Below are 17,962 nucleotides of genomic sequence, written 5' to 3'. Positions count from 1 at the left end.
AAACGAAACGTAACAGATTTACAGTCTGCCCCCTTTGGCCACTCGGGAATTCCTCCGTATTTTTTTGTTAGCACTTGTTGCATCATTAATCAACAATGATTAGTATATCTGCAAAGTGCTTTTATTTCAACCTTAGTATCACTTCATCTAACTTAATTAGGCTCCAATTACTCTCTTTTTCTACATTATACTTCTATTTAATATAGTAAACTCATTTATTTTTTATTTCTTCATTAATTCTCTTTATATCTAAAAACGAAGAACTTATTTCCTCTACCCTTTTATAATCTTCACTTGCAAGTCTCTTTCTTAACAGTTTAAAAATACTTATTATTCCTTCTTCGTCATCAGAATCATTATAATATTCTTTTATTTTTCCAATATCAAAAGTTGATAATTTTTTTATTATATTTTCCAGCTCCTTTTTATCATTATTTGATAATTGCTCTAATGCCCTCTCCTTATCAATTTTATATATTGACTTAGAATAAGTTACAACTTCTTTACTTGGCTCTTGCGAAATATCAGCTTTACTTTGAGGCTCCCAGTAAATTACCAAATATACATTCATTATTACTGTTAACAATAAAATTAAACATATTATAAATCTTTTCATAAATTCCTCCTTTAATAGTATTAATTTCCATAATTTATTTTTTTATACTATATTCTTTTTATTCCTCATATATATATTGTATAAAGGAGGTATATGTCCTTGATGAAGCCAGATTTTACTCATGATCCCAAATTATATTACAATCTAACTCTGGAAATAAAAAATTATATTACTAGAAATACAGTAATAGTTTGCATAGGTACTGATAAATGTATTGGAGATTGTCTAGGTCCTTTAGTAGGAACTATATTAACTGAAAATTTTTTTCCTCTACCTGTTTATGGAACTTTGTCCTCTCCAATTCATGCTTTAAACATAGATGAACGGTTAGATGAAATATATGCCAAGCATCCTGATGCTTCAATAATTGGTATTGATGCATGCTTGGGAGATACTGAAGATATTGGTGAAATTCGCATAAGAGATTATGCAATACATCCTGGCAAAGGAGTCGGAAAAGAACTTCCTGAAGTTGGAATTGCATCGGTTATAGGAATTGTTGATTCAAGTGATAACGCTGAATTCTTTTTTTCCCGTAGCATAAGACTTTCTTTTATTATGGATATGGCTAAGAGTATTTCAAGAATTTTTATGGAAGCCTATAATTTAGGCTGTGGGCAATTTCCTAATATTTAGTATCTTATTTCAAAGAAAATAACAGTCAAAAATTTTTGACTGTTATTTTTATATTATTCTATGAGAACTATTTGTTGAGAATTCACTTCGTTATCTAACTTATCTATGTAACCAAGCACTTTCCCGGTACCATTAGCAACACATTCAACAGGATTTTCAGCAATTGTAGCCGATACTCCTGTTTTAAATTCTATAAGCTTATCTAACCCATGAATTAAAGCTCCCCCGCCAGTCATTAATATTCCTCTTTCAATAATATCTGAGGCTAATTCAGGCGGTGTTTTTTCTAATACCTTTTTTACTGTATCAACAATTATTTCCACAGGTTCTTTTATTGCATTCCTTATTTCTTCTGTTGTAATTTCAATTTCATCTGGTAAACCAGTTATAAGATTTCTTCCTTTCATCATACATGATAAATTTCTTGAATTCTTAAATGCTGAGCCAATATTTATTTTTAATTCTTCAGCTGTTTTTTCACCTATCATCAATTTATATTCATTTCGCACATATTTTATTATTGCATCATCAAACTTATCCCCTGCAACCTTTATGGACTCTCTTTCTACTACTCCTCCCAAGGAAATAACAGCAATATCGCAGGTACCTCCTCCAATATCTACTACCATGCATCCATTAGGTTTTGTAATATCTAGACCTGCTCCAATAGCTGCTGCTAATGGTTCCTCTATCAGGTGAACTGATTTAGCTCCTGAATTCATAGCTGCATCTATAACAGCTCTTTTTTCTACTTCTGTAGCCTGAGATGGTACACAAACAATTACCTTAGGAGCTCTAATACTTCTTTTTCCACATGCTTTTCTTATAAATTCTTTTAGCATCTTTTGCGTTATATCATAGTCCGAAATAACTCCATCTCTCAACGGTCTAACTGCAACTATATTTCCCGGGGTTCTTCCTATCATTTTTCTTGCTTCTTCCCCTATTGCCAACAATTTATTATTATTTTTATTTATTGCTACAACAGAAGGTTCCTTTAAAATCACCCCTTTACCTTTTACGTAAACTAATACAGTTGCTGTTCCCAAGTCAATTGCAAGGTCTATCCCTGTTCTCCAAAAGTACATCTCTTATTCACTCCTATAATACATATTAATACCTAACTTTACATAATTCTACTAATATTATATTATAGCCTTAATCGCATTAAGATTCAATAATTTTATATTTCATTTTTGTGGCTTCTCCACCTCTAATATGTCGTTCTGATTTATTTAATTCTAAAATCGAATGAGTTTCTTGTGCAATTTCAGGATTTATCTTTAAAAGTCTTTCTGTCATATCTTTATGAATTGTACTTTTACTAACCCCAAAAACTTTAGCAGTTTTTCTTATTGTAGCTTTTGAATCAATAATATACTTTGCGACATCTAAGACTCTTTCTTCAATATAATCTTTCAAAATACCACTTCCTTATTTTATATTTTATTACAAAAAGTATTTTTTATTAGTCATTCATCTTCATAAAATGAATGACTAATTTCTATTTTTCATAAAATCCTATTTAGTCTTCAAATTAAAATATTTTTCTGGATTAACTTGTTCTCCGTTAGCATCGATTACTTGTAAATTTAAGAATTCTCCAAATACATCTTTACTAAATACTTTTGCAGTTTCTCCAACTTTTGCAATTACTTGATTTGCTTTGACCTTGTCACCCTTTTTTACTAAGACATTAGCATCAAGATTTCCATATCTTGTTTTTAATCCATTAGCATGCTTGATTTCTACTACTACTCCTTCTTCTACTCCTGAATTATCAACAAGCTCTACTACTCCATCAGCTGCTGCCTTAACATCAGTTCCTATCTTTGCTTGTAAATTCACACCCCTAATAGTTCTAAAAATACCTTCCTCCATTTTTACTGGTGCTGGGTACGTATATTGTCTACTTTCAACACCATCAATAGGATTTACAAAGTTTACAGTATTACTTGTAGATACTGTGGTAGATTTCTCTGTCTTTGTCTTATCAGTAGTTCCTTTATTATCTGGAACATTTTCTACTCTCTCAGCATTTTGAACTTGATTAACAGTTTTTCCACTGTCATCAGAATTCAATGTTAAATCTTTATTTATATCTTCTGTCTTATTTACTTCACTTTTATTGCTAAGCATTTTGTAAGAAACAGTTCCAACTGTAACTACTATGCAAAGACAAAGGAATAAAGCGATATAAAATCCCTCCTTCCTTATTAAATTTTTAAATTTTTCTTTTAAATTTTTGTTCAATATGAACACCTCCTATTGTTATAGTTCCCTTTTTATGAAAATTAATACATAAACATGCTGTTTTATTACATATTATTTTCAAAATTTGAAGAGAATTTTTATTAAATTTATCTAATTTCTGGAAACCTTAGCTTGTATGTTTTTTCTAAACGTAAGGTCACAGTAATCTGAAAATGATAACCATTTCGGTTAATAACTCAGATGGTCTCAGTCGGGCTATTGAATCCACCTGAAATGTTTTCTTGTATAATTCCTACTTTGAAATAGTATCAGCTTAAATTTTATCCATTTTTCTCCTTTTTAATCAAAAGAACAAAAAAAATTTGCAATAAATTTTTTAAATTTATTGCAAATATTAATAAAATCAAAATATAAGATTTCCATTAAACTTGTATTTTACTCCTCAAACTTCATTATAAGGATTTCATCATTAATTAATAACTTTTACACTATTATTAAGTACAAACTTTACTTTCAACGTACATTCCTATAAATTCTTTGCCGGCCCGTCATCTGTAGATAATGTCTCACTTATATTTAATCTCTTGAATCTTCACACCATTATAATAATGTTTAAGAATATCCTCATAAGTTGATCCATTTTTCCCCATAACATTTGCCCCCCATTGACTCATTCCAAGGCCGTGACCATAGCCTGTACAATTTATTGTAACTATATCTTTGTCGAAACTCACCTTAAAATTTGTTGAGTTTAAATTAAATAATTCTCTAAATTCTGTTCCTTTTATTGTATCATTTCCAATCTTTATCTCTTTAACACTTCCAGCCTCAGTGTAACTTTCTATCTTTACAAGTGATGCAATATTACTTCTATTAATATTAGAATTAGTATATTTCTTATTGATTTTATCAACAAATTCATTTATAGGAATTTTTATAGTTGTTTTAAATTTAGGAGCAATCTCTTCACCTTTACTTTCTTCGGATTTTAAATATGGTACATCAATTGAAAGCACATCTTTTGCATCTTCAGTTCTTCCAGAACTAATGGCAAAATATTGTGGATACTCCAGTACTTCATCATCATAGGTAAGAACTTGCCCTTTAGTATCTAAAACAGCTTTTTGTATTTTATCCCAGTTACTTTGCGCCTCGCTTTTGCTCCAACTTGCCATTCTCTCTTCCTTACTCATATATACTTGACAATTAGTGGTATCGCAAACCTCAGCTCCGTTATTCTTGGAATCTTTACATGGATTATTTCTTCTATTCATATAAAATGTACGTGCAGCAACTGCTTGAGCTTTTAATGCTTCCTCATTAAAACTAGCAGGTACCTCACTTGCTACTACTCCCATTATATATTCTTCTAAATCAATATCTACGACCTTGTTTTCTGACTTACGATAAAGCTTAACTTTTCCGTTAGCAGGAAAAATCAAACTTGAGTTCTTAACCATGTCACTATTATTTAGCTTAAAAATATTGTTAATTCCATTATCTTGTCCAAGAAATATTATAGGTAGTGCTATTAACATAACAAAAATAATTAAGGTCATAATACCAATTATTTTAACATTACTATTTATCTTCATATTTATAGCTTTAATTTTAATCATTTTTATCATAATCCTACCCCCAAAAATCTGCACTTTAAAGTATATGCTCTAATCTTCAAGTTATGTTACCTTTTTTAATCGTGCTAAGATTTAAGCAACAAAAAAGCTATCTAAAAATAAGATAGCTTTTTAGTCTATTTAACTTATAGACTTATTCTATAAATTTCTGCTCCCAATCTTCTGAATTTATCTTCAATATTAACATAACCTCTATCTATATGGTATACATCACTTATTTCAGTTTGGCCTTCAGCTACTAACCCGCTTAATATCACAGCCGCTCCAGCCCTCAGATCTGTTGCTTTAACCTCACATCCAGTTAATTTATGAACCCCTTCAATTATTGCAGTTCTTCCATCAATTTTTATATTAGCTCCCATCCTTTGAAGTTCAGCAACATGCATAAATCTATTTTCAAAAACTGTTTCTGTAATAACACTAACACCTTCAACCACTGATAATAAGCTCATCATCTGTGCTTGCAAATCTGTTGGAAATCCAGGATACGGAAGAGTTTTTATATCTAATGGCTTCTTAATGCCTCTTCCATCTACAACAACAGAATCATTTGCATAATTACTAAATTTGACTCCACACTCTTTTAATTTCTCTATTACAGGCCTCAAGTGCTCTTCATTTACTCCATTAATCTTCAATTTGCTGTTTGTAATAGCAGCAGCTATCATAAATGTTCCAGCCTCTATTCTATCGTAAATAGGAGTATAATTTGTCCCCTTTAAACTTTTCACTCCATTTATTGTTATTTTTCCAAGTCCCGCGCCATCTATCCTAGCCCCCATTTTATTTAAAAATTGAGCTAAATCCCATATTTCTGGCTCTTCTGCCGCATTTTCTATTATTGTTGTACCCTCAGCAAATACTGATGCCATCATAATATTTTCTGTCGCACCTACTGAAGGAAAATCTAGGTATATCCTACTTCCTATCATTTTTTTTGCTCTTACTTCAACAAAACCATGGCCTATTATAACATCTGCTCCAAGTAACTTAAATCCCTTAAGATGTAAATCTATTGGTCTACTTCCTATGTTACACCCTCCCGGTAGCGATAACTTACAATATCCAAATCTAGCAAGCATAGGCCCCATAATTAAGAATGATGCCCTCATTTTTCTCATAAGTTCTGCATTTGCATCCATCTCTATTATATTTTTTGTATTTATCGTTAATTGATTGTTCACATTTGAGATATCAACATCACAATTTAATCCACTTAATAACTTACATATAACTTCTACATCCTCCAATTTGGGTGCATTCTCTATAACTATAGGTTCTGGACAAAGTATAGTTGCTGCAATTATAGGTAAAATTGAATTTTTTGCACAATTTATATCAACTTCACCCTTAAGTTCTTTTACACCTTTAACCACAATTTTCTCCATATTATCCTCCATAATGAATTGTTAAGCATTTGAAAATAACTGTTCAAAAATGACTTATATCTTGTAACAAAATATATAAAGTAAACAAATCATATTGAATAGTTTTTCAATATGTCTTAATATGTTGCAAATATCATTGGCGTACCAATTATTATATGTGAACCAGTATCATATTTAATTAGTGCAAAATTAATTTTATCTCCATTGCTTAAATATCCTGTACCTGCATATCCATTATTTATATCAAGAAACTTTACATTTTTCAAATTATTTTCATTGATTAATTTATCGATAGTGTAATCCCTGTTCAATTCCTTACCCTCATAATAAACAAAATATTGAACATCTTTCATTTTGTTATTTTCAGTATTTTTAAGCAAATCCTTTAAATATGTTGTTGAATAATCTAAGTTTTTATTTAATAAAATAATTTCAACATAGGTATATTTGCCCTCATACCACATTTTTATATTAATATCTAAATCTTTATTATATATTTCAAATTCATTATTCCTTAGATCTTCATAATTTCCGTCTATATTATTAATTAAATGCTGTTTTATCCTAAAAATTTCTTTTTCTATGTTATCTGTCGTTTTATATTGCAGCTTTACACCATCTGCCTCAAATTTGCTTGTACTAGATATACTATTTTCTAAATTTTTAAATGAATCTTGTGTATTGTTAAAATTTTTAGAAATGGCCCCTAAGTTAAAAAAAGATAATAATATAAAAAAAACTATACTTATTTTTATATTCATAATAAGCCCCCCTTATCTTTTTAGAGTATGGCCATCTCATTCAATTTTTATTCCCTTTAATATCCAACTATATATATATAATATAGACTTATTAAAATTTTGTGATACATTGTCAATATATAGAATAAAAAAATAAAGCGCAAAAAATAAATAAAGTGTATATCTTTTTATATATTTTTATATATAAAAAGACATTACACTCTAAATAATTTTGCACTTATTTATTTTTAGATTTTTTCAATAATAATCTTTGCTTAGCTCTAAGTAAAGCTGCTTCTGCTCTCTCCTTATTATACAAACCAGCTTCTCTTAGCCTGCTTTCTGCTCTTTCCCTCGCTTGTTCTGCTCTTGCCTCATCAATATCTTCTTCGAATTCAGCTGCATCACTGCCTATTATCATTTCATTATTACTTACTTGTGTAAGTGCTTTAGAAATAAATAGTTCATAATCAACACCTTTATCATCTATGAATTTTGCAATGTGCGGTATAGTACTTGATATCATGTCTGCGTGATTTGCAAGAACTTGAAATTCTCCATCTACAGTCTTTAAAGTGATCTTCTCTATTTCGCCATTATAAACTTCACGATCAGGTGTAATTATTTTTAGTAAAAAGGTATTAGCCATAATCGCTCATCCCCTTTATCCTATACTTTTAGCTTTTTCTATAACTTCTTCTATAGTTCCGGCAAATAAGAATGCTGATTCTGGTAAATCATCATATTTACCTTCAAGAATTTCCTTAAATCCTCTTACAGTTTCTTTTACAGGTACATATTTTCCTTGCATTCCAGTAAATTGTTCAGCAACTGTAAAAGGTTGTGATAAGAATCTTTGAATTCTTCTAGCTCTAGCTACAACTGCTTTATCTTCATCAGATAATTCGTCAACACCTAAAATTGCTATGATATCTTGTAATTCTTTATATTTTGCAAGAACACGCTTAACTTCTGCTGCTACCTCATAATGTTCTTCTCCAACTACTCTTGGATCAAGAATTCTTGATGTAGATTCTAGTGGATCAACTGCTGGATATATACCAAGTTCAGCTATACCTCTAGATAAAACTGTTGTTGCATCTAGATGAGAGAATGTTGTTGCTGGTGCTGGATCTGTCAAGTCATCAGCAGGAACATATACTGCTTGAACTGATGTAATAGAACCACTAACTGTTGATGTAATTCTTTCTTGAAGAGCACCCATTTCAGTAGCTAATGTTGGTTGATATCCAACGGCTGAAGGTATTCTTCCAAGTAAAGCAGAAACCTCAGAACCAGCTTGAGTATATCTAAATATGTTATCAATAAATAATAACACGTCCTGGCCTTGATCTCTAAAATATTCTGCCATAGTAAGCCCTGTTAAAGCAACTCTCATTCTAGCTCCAGGAGGCTCATTCATTTGACCAAATACTAATGCGGTCTTACTGATAACCCCTGAATCCTTCATTTCATGGTATAAATCGTTACCTTCTCTTGATCTTTCACCAACTCCAGTAAATACTGATAATCCACCATGTTGTGTAGCTATGTTGTTTATTAATTCTTGTATCAGAACTGTTTTACCAACTCCAGCTCCTCCAAATAGACCAATTTTACCACCTTTTTGATATGGTGCAAGTAAGTCTACAACCTTGATTCCTGTCTCAAACATTTCTGGTTCAACTGATTGATCCTTGAAACTAGGGGCTGGTCTATGAATTGGATATTGCTCCTTTTCATTAACTTCCCCATTATTATCAATAGGTTTTCCTAAAACATTAAATAATCTTCCTAATACTTCTTTACCTACTGGAACAGAAATTGGTGCTCCTGTATCAATAGCATCCATTCCTCTTTTTAAACCTTCTGTAGCTGACATAGCAATTGTTCTAACTATATCATCTCCAACATGTTGCTCTACTTCAGCTATTAATTCAGAATCTCCCATATTAATTTTAATTGCACTATACAAATTTGGAAGAGAATCTGAACTAAACTTTATATCGATTACCGGTCCAATTACTTGAACTACTTTTCCTATCTTTTCAGGCATAAGATACCTCCTTACGTATTTTGAGCTGTTGCTCCTCCAACAATTTCACTTATTTCCTGCGTAATTACGCCTTGTCTTATTCTATTAAATTTAAGTTTTAGATTTGACAATAAATCATTAGCATTCTTCGTAGCTCCATCCATAGCTTGCATTCTAGAACTTTGTTCACTACATTTGGAACTTAATAAAATACCCCTAATCTTTCCTTTTAGATAAACATTAAGTGCATCTTCTAATACCGTTTCTAAATTTGGTTCAACGATAGATAAATTTGTTTTACCTTCGGTTTTTTCTATCGGCAATATTTTAACAGACCTTGGCTCTTGTCTAACTGTTGATACGAAATTAGAATATACAATGTTAACTTCCGAAACTTCTCCATTGAGATACATTTCAAGAGCATTATCAAATATAACCTTTGCATCATTTACTGTTGGTAAATCTGAGCTACCAACATATTCTGCTATAGATTCAAGCTTTGCTCTTTTAATGTAACCAACACCTTTACTTCCAATTAAGATAATCTTTGCGTTTTTTCGTTTTTCTCCAATTGTAGCTTCTAAGAAAGATACAACATTACTATTGAATCCACCACACAATCCCGAATCTGATGTTATTACTACATATAGTTTATTTTCACTTTCATTTCCATTAAAATAAACATTTCCACCATCTCTTGAAGCAGTAGTTGCAAGATTCCTTACAATAGGTTCAATTGAATCAATAAATACGCTATTTACTGATAACTCTTTCTTAGTTTTTCTTAATTTTGAAGTGGCAACAAGTCCCATGGCGTTTGTAATTTTTCTCGTATTTTCTACAGATTTAATTCTTTTCTTTATATCAAGAAGTCCAGCTGCACACACGATTTCCACCTCCTAAAGAAGGGCATAGCCTAATTCAAGCTATGCTTCTTTTAAAAATATCTTTTTAAACTCAACTATTGCTTCCTCTAACATAGATTTTATTTCATCAGTTAAAGTTTTTCCTGTAATAATTGATTTTTCAATGTCTCTATGATGAGTATCAATATATTCTAAGAATTCTTTTTCAAACCTTTTAATATCACTAACCTTAATGTCTGATAAGAAATCATTAACTGCAGCATATAGTATTATAATTTGCTTTCCAACTTCAATTGGATTATATTGATCCTGTTTTAATACTTCAACTAATCTTTTACCTTTTTCAAGTCTTCTGCTTGAATCAGCGTCCAGATCAGATCCAAATTGAGCAAAAGCTTCTAATTCTCTATATTGTGCAAGCTCTAATCTTAAAGTACCACTTACTTGTTTCATGGCTTTAATTTGAGCATTACCACCAACTCTCGATACTGAAATACCTGCATTTACGGCTGGTCTTTGCCCTGCATTGAATAAATCAGATTCAAGGAATATTTGACCATCTGTAATAGATATAACGTTAGTTGGTATGTACGCAGTAACGTCTCCAGCTTGTGTTTCTATAATTGGAAGAGCTGTTAATGATCCTCCACCTAATTCTTTAGATAATTTTGCTGCTCTTTCAAGCAATCTTGAATGAATATAGAAAACATCTCCTGGATAAGCTTCTCTACCTGGTGGTCTCTTAAGTAATAATGACATAGCTCTATAAGCCACTGCATGTTTAGAAAGATCATCATATATGATTAATACATCTTTCCCTTGATGCATAAAATATTCTCCTATAGTACATCCCGCATATGGAGCAAGATATTGTAATGGAGCTGATTCCGATGCTGTAGCACTTACAACTATAGTGTAATCCATAGCTCCAGTTTCAGTAAATGTATTTACTAGATGAGCAACTGTAGATTGCTTTTGTCCAATAGCTACATATATACATATCACGTCTTTACCTTTTTGATTGATAATAGTGTCTATACCTATTGCAGTCTTACCTGTTTGTCTGTCCCCTATTATAAGTTCTCTTTGACCTCTACCAATTGGAATCATTGAATCTATCGCCTTGATACCAGTTTGTAATGGTTCATTAACAGAACTTCTATCAATTATACTTGGTGCTGGAACTTCGATAGGTCTAGTTTGAGTTGTATTAGTTGGTCCCTTACCATCTATAGGTAATCCTAATGCGTTAACAACTCTACCAATTAATCCTTCTCCAACTGGAATTTCAACTACTTTACCAGTTCCTTTAACAATGTCACCTTCTTTTATTCCTTTTTCATCTCCTAAAAGAACGCAACCAACATTGTCTTGTTCAAGGTTTAAAGCCATTCCGTATACATCATTAGGGAATTCTAGTAACTCCCCTCCCATACAGTTATCTAATCCATAAACTCTCGAAACACCATCTCCAACTTGGATTATAGTACCAGAATCTACCGTTTTGATTTGTTTTTCGTATTTTTCTATTTCTTTTTTAATAATAGAAGTTATTTCTTCTGGTTTAATATTCATGGATTCACCTCTATTCTTTCTTAATCATTAAATCTTTCATTTCTTCAATCTTTGACTTTATAGTACCATCAATAACATCATTACCAATTTTTACAAAAACTCCACCTAAAAGACTTTTGTCTATTTGAGTATCAAATAGTATAGTTTTTTCGTACTTCTTTTCAAAGATCTCTTTTAATTGTTTTAGTTCATCATCTAAAAGCGGTATAACAGTTTTAACTACACCTCTTATAGTATTTCTTCTTTCCAAATCAATATTTTCCATTTGATTCAGTTTGTCCCTTAATTGAAGAATTCTTCCCTTTTCAATCAAGAGCATTAAGAAAGAAAGTAACTCATCATCAATCTTTCCTTTAAACAAATCAGTAAATAATTGTTTCTTTTTTATTTTATTGATTGTTGGATGCTCAATCACTGCATAGAAATCTTTGTTTTCATCAAAAATATCACAAATCTCTCTCAAATCACGTAAATATTCATCCACTTTATTTTTTTTCTCAGCAATTTCATATAGAGCTAAAGCATATCTTCTATCCAAATATTCATACATATTTACATACCTACCTTAGCAATAAAATCGCCGATAAGTTTCCTATGTGTAACTTCATCTACTTGTTCTCCTAATGCTTTAACTGAAAGCTCAATTGCTAAGTCTACTGCTTGTTTTTTAATTTCATATTCTGCTTTTTCTTTTTCTCTTTTAATCTCTAAGCTAGCTCTTTCTTTTAATGAATTTGCTTCAACTTTGGCATTTTCAACAATTTCTGTATAAAGTTTATCACCTTTAACTCTTTGTTCTTCAGTGATTCTTTTACCTTCTTCTTTAGCTTCTTGTAGAATTTGCTCATTCTTAACCAGATACATTCTAGCTTTTTCAGTATCTTCATCAGCCTTAGTCATCTTATCATCTATGTATTTTTGTCTTTCTGAAATTATTCCTTTTAATTTATTCCAAAAGAAATGTCTTAAAAGCAAAAGTATAATGGCAAAATTGACCCAGTTCATTAATAGTGTTGACAACTTAACTTCCATACTTTATCTATATCCTCCCTTCGGAGTCAATACAATTAACTCATACGAACTCATATTTAGTTATTATTTATTCATTACTATAAATGCCATTACTAATCCATAAATTGCAGTTGTTTCTGCAAGAGCTGCACCTAAAAGAAAAAATGTCATTATTCTTGGTTGTGCTTCTGGTTGTCTTGCTACAGCTTCAATTGCCTTTCCTGCTGCTATACCAATACCTGCACCTGCCCCAATACCAGATAATACAGCTATACCAGCTGCTAAAATTCCAAAACTCATTCTAATTCCTCCTTATTTCTAAAAAAAGTGTGTCTATTTATTTGTATTTAATTTTTACTCTTCTGCAATAGTTTTAATATTAATCATAGTTAACATTGAGAATACTATCATTTGAAGCACTCCATCAAATATATCAAAATAACTATGTAATATAATTGGTAATCCTAGTTGTGCAACAGTTGCTATTGAGCCTAGACCTTCATAAACTAAGTCTACCAATACTACAGCCGCAAACATATTACCAAAAAGTCTGAGTGCTAATGTTACTGGTAATATTACTCTTTCCAATATGTTAAGTGGTAACATGACTGCAAATGGATGAACAAGTCCTTTTCCATAGCCAAGAAGTCCATTTTTTCTAACTGCATTTACATTTACAACCAAAAATGTAAGCAATCCAAATGATGCTGTTATACTTACATCACTTGTCGGTGGTCTGAAACCTATTGCACCCATCCAGTTAAGGGCTAAAAGATAGATCATTAATGTTCCTATATATGGTACAAATGATTCATACTCTCCTCCCATAGTGCCAACTATGAAATCTCTTATGCGTTCATAGATACTCTCTACAGCCGCTTGGGTTTTAGTTGGTTTTAATTTTAGATTTCTTGTTAGTGCAAAAGCAGCTATACATAAAATTAAGATAACAACCCATTCGATTACTATACCTGCTGTAATATCTACTGTATAGCCAAAAATTTTAGGTGACCATATAGGTATAGGCGTAACGTCAGGCAATTTAAACACTTCCTTTCCTTCTTATTATATTTAATCCTATTAGCAGAACATAATGCGAAACAAATCCAGACATATAATAAAGCATGTATGTCATATTATTTCTAAATGGCAAAATAGTAAGCACTATGAAAGCCATTCTAAGAAAAAATTCTAACACAAAAAGCCATCGCCCTATTATGCTTTTGCCTAAATTTTTTTCAATTGTGTAAGCAGATACTAAAAAATTAGCTAATGCTACACATATTCCCACTGCATAAATCCCTGCATATATAAAGGTGGAAGTTAATGTTATCACTAAAGCTATCAATAACCCACTTCCCAAATCATATTTTGTCGCTTTTAGAAGTAGTTTATTCATCTCTTTGTTCATACATACCCCCCTTACCCTCAATATCGATAATTATATCTTTATCTTTATCTTTAATAAAATATTATTTAGAAGTAAAATCGGGTTATTATCGCTGTTATATCATATTATATTGAATTTTCTCCAGAATACTTAGCCATTATTTACTTTTACTCCATTTTTCTTATTTTATGAATATTTATTATTATCAAAAATCATTTTTTTGAATTTTCTGCATTATGAATAATTCTTCTTTTCTTTTTGTTAACATTTTCATTACAAATTTTGTAATTTATTTATCAAAATTTTCTCTGAATTTTGATAAATACTTAGTTTTTTTAATTTTAATGATTATATGCACCTAGTATTCTTTTTATTATTATTGAATATACGAATTAATTGTTATGCAATATTTATTTTTTTCATCTTTTCATTAAATATATATTGTGCTTAAATTTAACTTTGTTTCCCTTGTCACGACTATGTTACAAGGTATTTGAAACTCTTTAATGCTGTTTTCATGTTAATAATCCTTCATATTTGTAAAATATTCATTAAAATCACTTAACTTTAAAAATCTTTGCAGTAATAATTATATATCAATTAACTTTCTCCCTTATTTTATTCTTTGTATTAATTTTTATACTAAACTTATCAAAACATGATAGTTTAAGTAAAAAAGTTACTATGTTAAATACATAGTAACTTTTTGAAGAATCAAAAATTTTTATTAAACTCTTTCTACTATTAGGGCTGTTCCTAATCCGCCACCAATACAAAGTGTTGCAAGTCCTCTCTTAGCATCTCTCTTTTCCATTTCATGAAGAAGAGTTACTAAGATTCTCGCACCAGATGCCCCAACTGGGTGACCTAGAGCAATTGCTCCACCATTTACATTTACTTTTGACATATCAAATTTTAAATCTTTAGCAACTGCTAAACTTTGAGCTGCAAAAGCTTCATTAGCTTCTATTAAATCTAAATCTTCTACTGTTAAATTAGCTTTTTCTAATGCTTTCTTTGTTGCATGGAATGGTCCATAACCCATGATTGCTGGATCTAATCCTTTTGATCCATAAGAAACAATTTTAGCTAATGGTTTAATTCCAAGTTCTGCTGCTTTTTCTGCACTCATAACAACAAATGCTGCCGCTCCATCATTAATTCCAGAAGCATTACCTGCTGTTACTGTACCTTCTTTAATGAATGCTGGCTTTAATTTTCCTAAGCTTTCTGCTGTTGTTCCGAATCTTGGGAATTCATCAGTATCAAATACTTTTGGATCTCCTTTTCTTTGTGGAATAACAACTGGAACTATTTCATCTTTAAATCTTCCAGCTTTAATTGCTGCTTCGGCCTTTTGTTGAGATGCAGCTGCGAAAGCGTCTTGCTCTTCTCTAGTTAATCCCCATTCTTTAGCAATGTTTTCAGCTGTAACACCCATATGATAATTGTTAAATGCATCCCATAAAGCGTCATTTATCATAGAATCAACCATTTTGCCATCGCCCATTCTTTGACCCCATCTAGCAGATTTTAAAACATATGGAGCTTGTGACATGTTTTCCATACCACCTGCAACTATAACTTCAGCGTCTCCAGCTTTAATCATTTGAGCTGCTAAGCTAACTGCTCTAAGTCCTGATCCACATACTTTATTTATAGTCATAGCCGAAACTTCTTGTGGTAATCCAGCTTTAATTGTTGATTGTCTTGCAGTGTTTTGTCCAAGTCCTGCTTGAATTACATTTCCCATAATAACTTCTTCAACTAATTCTGGTTTAACTCCTGCTCTGCTCACTGCTTCTTTAATTACTAATGCTCCTAAATCTGCAGCTGATACATCCTTTAATGCTCCACCAAAAGTACCTAATGCTGTTCTTACTGCACTTACAATAACTACATCTCTCATGTTTGACCTCCTAAAATTTTATAAATTATTTTTATTATTTTTTATTTTTAGCATTTCTCGTTAAAATATTAACATAACTAAATTATAACTGCTATTATTTCTTTTATCAAGTATAATTTGTTAAATTTTAAACAAACTTCATCTTTTAAATTCTTCTACTTCTTTAGAACTTAAATTAAAGTATTTCAATATAGCATCTGCAATTCTTCTTGATGCTATACCATCACCATAAGGATTAATTGATTTACTCATTTTAGAATAAGCTTCTGAATTTCTTAGCAATTCATTCGCTTCATTTACTATTTGATCCACATCAGTTCCTACTAATTTAACTGTTCCAGCTTCAACAGCTTCTGGTCTTTCTGTAACATCTCTTAATACAAGAACTGGTTTTGCCAAGTGTGGTGCTTCCTCTTGCAGCCCTCCAGAATCTGTCATAACCATAAATGATTTGTTCATTAAATTATGAGTTTCTTTAGTATCTAATGGTGATAATAAGTGAATTCTATCTTTTTCTCCAAGTCTTTCAAACACTACATCTTTGACAACTGGATTTAAATGAACTAAATAGACCAATTCCACATCACTATTTTGTTCAACTATTTTATTCAAAGCTATGCAGATATTTTCAATCCCTTCACCCCAGTTTTCTCTTCTATGAGCAGTAATCATTATCACTTTTTTGCTAAAATCAATTTTATTCAGCTCCTCATTTTCGAAGACATAATTTTCTTCAACAGTATGCTTCATAGCATCAATTACAGTATTTCCTGTGATATATATATCACTTTCATTTATTCCTTCTCTTAATAAATTCTCTTTCGAGCCTTTAGTTGGTGCAAAATGTAAATCTGCCAAACTACCAGTTAACTTTCTATTCATTTCTTCCGGAAACGGAAAATACTTATTAAATGTTCTAAGACCAGCTTCCACATGACCAACTTTAATTTGTTGATAAAAAGCAGCTAATGAACCAGCAAATGTAGTCGTTGTATCACCGTGAACTAATATCATATCTGGTTTTTCTTCTTTAAAGACTTCCTCTAGACCCTCTAGAACCCTTCCTGTAATTCCAGTCAAAGTTTGCTTTGTTTTCATTATGTTTAAGTCAAAATCTGGTCTTATATCAAATAATTCTAAAACTTGATCTAACATTTCTCTATGTTGAGCTGTCACGCAAACTTTTGATTCAATTTCCTCTCTTCTTTCTAATTCCTTTACTAAAGGTGCCATTTTTATAGCTTCAGGTCTAGTTCCAAAAATAGTTATAATTTTTTTTCTATTCAATTTATTTCCTCCTAATTTAAGCTATTGTAGATTTTAATCACCTTGCCTATTAAAACTATTAAACTCCGATTTATTTAACCCTAAAAATAAACCCAACTCGCATATGCTTGTTGGATAATTTAAGTGTTAAAATCATAAGAAAAATTAATATCCCGCATTTTTTTCAATTTTTAAAGAATCATCATCCTTTATCCATGAATCTACATCTATTTCTCTATATTCATCATCAGAATCTCTTATGATTACACGTGTAATTCCTGAATTAATTATTAATCGCTTACACATGGAACAGGAATTAGCATCTCTGACATATTCTTTAGTTTTTGCATCTTTTCCAACTAAGTATAATGTAGCTCCAATCATATCTTTTCTTGAAGCACTTATTATTGCATTGGCTTCACTATGAACACTTCTGCAAAGTTCATAATGAGTTCCACGAGGAACGTTAAGCTTTTCTCTTATACAACTATTTAAATCGATGCAATTCTTTCTTCCCCTAGGTGCTCCTGTATACCCAGTAGAAATTATTTCATCATTTTTTACTATTATTGAACCATAATTTCTTCTCAAGCAGGTGCCTCTTTCTAAAACTGTTTCTGCAATATCTAAATAATAATTCTGTTTATCTCGCCTATCCACTTTAATCTTCCCCCAAATG

The 17,962-nt window shown here is 30.9% G+C and carries 20 protein-coding genes; 1 reads left to right on the top strand and 19 read right to left on the bottom strand.

Annotated elements, in window-relative coordinates; all coding sequences use genetic code 11:
- Nucleotides 1-211: 211 nt before the first annotated feature.
- Entirely contained in the window at nt 212-616 is a 405-nt protein-coding gene (locus tag COL3_RS09640; RefSeq protein WP_008428814.1) for a hypothetical protein, read from the bottom strand.
- A 99-nt stretch (nt 617-715) separates the two neighbouring features.
- Between COL3_RS09640 and yyaC the strand changes: the two genes are divergently transcribed.
- Complete coding sequence (yyaC, locus tag COL3_RS09635; RefSeq protein WP_035284445.1) at nt 716-1,252, top strand: spore protease YyaC; 537 nt, start codon at nt 716-718, stop codon at nt 1,250-1,252.
- Between the two features lie 53 nt (nt 1,253-1,305).
- Here the strand turns inward: yyaC and COL3_RS09630 are convergent, their stop codons facing one another.
- From COL3_RS09630 to COL3_RS09545, 18 genes are all read right to left on the bottom strand, one after another.
- Nucleotides 1,306-2,340 carry a rod shape-determining protein gene (locus tag COL3_RS09630; protein ID WP_008428818.1) on the bottom strand — a complete coding sequence of 345 codons (1,035 nt, stop codon included), beginning with the start codon at nt 2,338-2,340 and terminating at the stop codon, nt 1,306-1,308.
- 79 nt (nt 2,341-2,419) lie between these two features.
- Complete coding sequence (spoIIID, locus tag COL3_RS09625; protein WP_008428820.1) at nt 2,420-2,674, bottom strand: sporulation transcriptional regulator SpoIIID; 255 nt, start codon at nt 2,672-2,674, stop codon at nt 2,420-2,422.
- Nucleotides 2,675-2,773: 99 nt separating this feature from the next.
- Nucleotides 2,774-3,505, bottom strand: coding sequence for a M23 family metallopeptidase (locus COL3_RS09620; RefSeq protein WP_008428822.1), 732 nt, complete (start codon nt 3,503-3,505; stop codon nt 2,774-2,776).
- A 527-nt stretch (nt 3,506-4,032) separates the two neighbouring features.
- Nucleotides 4,033-5,091 (bottom strand): stage II sporulation protein D, encoded by a 1,059-nt coding sequence (spoIID, locus tag COL3_RS09615; RefSeq protein ID WP_035284452.1) that lies wholly within the window; start codon nt 5,089-5,091, stop codon nt 4,033-4,035.
- Nucleotides 5,092-5,228: 137 nt separating this feature from the next.
- The gene (gene murA, locus COL3_RS09610; protein ID WP_008428826.1) at nt 5,229-6,491 is read right to left on the bottom strand and encodes a UDP-N-acetylglucosamine 1-carboxyvinyltransferase; all 1,263 of its coding nucleotides are present in this window, start codon (nt 6,489-6,491) and stop codon (nt 5,229-5,231) included.
- A gap of 116 nt (nt 6,492-6,607) precedes the next feature.
- On the bottom strand, nt 6,608-7,252 hold the full coding sequence (locus COL3_RS09605; protein WP_008428828.1) for a hypothetical protein: 645 nt from the start codon (nt 7,250-7,252) through the stop codon (nt 6,608-6,610).
- A gap of 217 nt (nt 7,253-7,469) precedes the next feature.
- Nucleotides 7,470-7,880 (bottom strand): ATP synthase F1 subunit epsilon, encoded by a 411-nt coding sequence (gene atpC / locus COL3_RS09600; RefSeq protein WP_008428831.1) that lies wholly within the window; start codon nt 7,878-7,880, stop codon nt 7,470-7,472.
- Between the two features lie 15 nt (nt 7,881-7,895).
- Entirely contained in the window at nt 7,896-9,287 is a 1,392-nt protein-coding gene (gene atpD / locus COL3_RS09595) for a F0F1 ATP synthase subunit beta (RefSeq protein ID WP_008428833.1), read from the bottom strand.
- Between the two features lie 11 nt (nt 9,288-9,298).
- Nucleotides 9,299-10,153, bottom strand: coding sequence for an ATP synthase F1 subunit gamma (atpG, locus tag COL3_RS09590; protein ID WP_008428835.1), 855 nt, complete (start codon nt 10,151-10,153; stop codon nt 9,299-9,301).
- A 39-nt stretch (nt 10,154-10,192) separates the two neighbouring features.
- The gene (gene atpA, locus COL3_RS09585; RefSeq protein ID WP_008428837.1) at nt 10,193-11,707 is read right to left on the bottom strand and encodes a F0F1 ATP synthase subunit alpha; all 1,515 of its coding nucleotides are present in this window, start codon (nt 11,705-11,707) and stop codon (nt 10,193-10,195) included.
- A 10-nt stretch (nt 11,708-11,717) separates the two neighbouring features.
- Entirely contained in the window at nt 11,718-12,257 is a 540-nt protein-coding gene (locus tag COL3_RS09580) for a F0F1 ATP synthase subunit delta (RefSeq protein WP_008428839.1), read from the bottom strand.
- 2 nt (nt 12,258-12,259) lie between these two features.
- A complete protein-coding gene (locus COL3_RS09575) occupies nt 12,260-12,739 on the bottom strand; it encodes a F0F1 ATP synthase subunit B (protein ID WP_008428842.1) in 480 nt (159 codons plus the stop codon).
- Between the two features lie 63 nt (nt 12,740-12,802).
- Nucleotides 12,803-13,018, bottom strand: coding sequence for an ATP synthase F0 subunit C (gene atpE / locus COL3_RS09570; RefSeq protein ID WP_008428845.1), 216 nt, complete (start codon nt 13,016-13,018; stop codon nt 12,803-12,805).
- A gap of 54 nt (nt 13,019-13,072) precedes the next feature.
- Entirely contained in the window at nt 13,073-13,768 is a 696-nt protein-coding gene (locus tag COL3_RS09565; RefSeq protein WP_008428846.1) for a F0F1 ATP synthase subunit A, read from the bottom strand.
- A complete protein-coding gene (locus COL3_RS09560) occupies nt 13,761-14,129 on the bottom strand; it encodes a hypothetical protein (RefSeq protein WP_008428848.1) in 369 nt (122 codons plus the stop codon). Before COL3_RS09560 ends, COL3_RS09565 begins: the two co-directional genes overlap by 8 nt.
- Nucleotides 14,130-14,835: 706 nt before the next feature.
- On the bottom strand, nt 14,836-16,017 hold the full coding sequence (locus COL3_RS09555) for an acetyl-CoA C-acetyltransferase (protein WP_008428850.1): 1,182 nt from the start codon (nt 16,015-16,017) through the stop codon (nt 14,836-14,838).
- Nucleotides 16,018-16,155: 138 nt separating this feature from the next.
- On the bottom strand, nt 16,156-17,304 hold the full coding sequence (gene wecB / locus COL3_RS09550) for a UDP-N-acetylglucosamine 2-epimerase (non-hydrolyzing) (protein ID WP_008428851.1): 1,149 nt from the start codon (nt 17,302-17,304) through the stop codon (nt 16,156-16,158).
- Between the two features lie 144 nt (nt 17,305-17,448).
- The gene (locus tag COL3_RS09545) at nt 17,449-17,943 is read right to left on the bottom strand and encodes a deaminase (protein ID WP_008428852.1); all 495 of its coding nucleotides are present in this window, start codon (nt 17,941-17,943) and stop codon (nt 17,449-17,451) included.
- Nucleotides 17,944-17,962 lie beyond the last annotated feature (19 nt).

The sequence above is a fragment of the Clostridium sp. LS genome, from assembly GCF_002760435.1.
In the GTDB taxonomy this organism is placed as follows: domain Bacteria; phylum Bacillota; class Clostridia; order Clostridiales; family Clostridiaceae; genus Clostridium.
This window is presented reverse-complemented; position numbering and strand designations above follow the sequence as displayed.